Raw genomic sequence first — 778 nt, forward strand, 5'->3', positions numbered from 1 at the left:
TGTACCCGGCCGGAAGGTTGGTGACACTCCGGTCGGATAGTTGACGTGAAGAAGGCCTCCGGGTGCGGTGGTGGTTGCTACTACTATCACCGACACATCGGAGGCCTTCGTGTCCCACCGTAATGCCCGACTTACCGTTCGTGGCCGTCAGCTTCTTGTCGATCGAGTCTGTGTTCAGGGCTGGGCGGTCGCCCATGCTGCCAAGGCACAGGGCATCTCCCGTCAGTGCGCGCACCGCTGGGTCAAACGATTCCAGGCCGAAGGTGAATCCGGACTGCACGATCGATCCTCGCGTCCTCACCGGTGCCCCACCCGAACGCCACCAGAAATCGAGAACGCGATCGTGAAGATGAGGGCGCAAGAGCGTCGCGGCCAGGACTGGATAGGGCCTGAACTCGGTGTCCCGGCGCGCACCGTCTCGCGGGTCCTGCGCCGCCACAACACACCGTATCTACGCGATTGCGATCCGCTCACTGGAGTGGTGATCCGTGCCTCGAAGACCACCGCGGTGCGCTACGAACGTGAACGCCCCGGCGAACTGGTCCACGTCGATGTAAAGAAGGTCGGCAAGATCCCTGACGGCGGCGGCTGGAAAGCGCACGGCCGGCAGATGGGCAAGACCTACACCCAGAAGAAACCCGGATCGGCTACGACTACGTCCACTCGATGGTCGATGACCATTCCCGGCTCGCCTACTCCGAGATCCTGCCCGACGAGAAGGGCCCAACGTGCGCCAGCTTCATCGAACGAGCCGCCGGCTACTTCGCCACCCACGGAA

At 63.2% G+C, this 778-nt stretch carries 1 pseudogene; it reads left to right on the forward strand.

Annotated elements, in window-relative coordinates:
- Window positions 1-109 precede the first annotated feature (109 nt).
- Window positions 110-778: pseudogene (locus GOARA_RS19570) on the forward strand (leucine zipper domain-containing protein); the annotation flags it as partial.

The organism is Gordonia araii NBRC 100433 (assembly GCF_000241265.1).
GTDB classification, from domain to species: Bacteria; Actinomycetota; Actinomycetes; order Mycobacteriales; family Mycobacteriaceae; genus Gordonia; species Gordonia araii.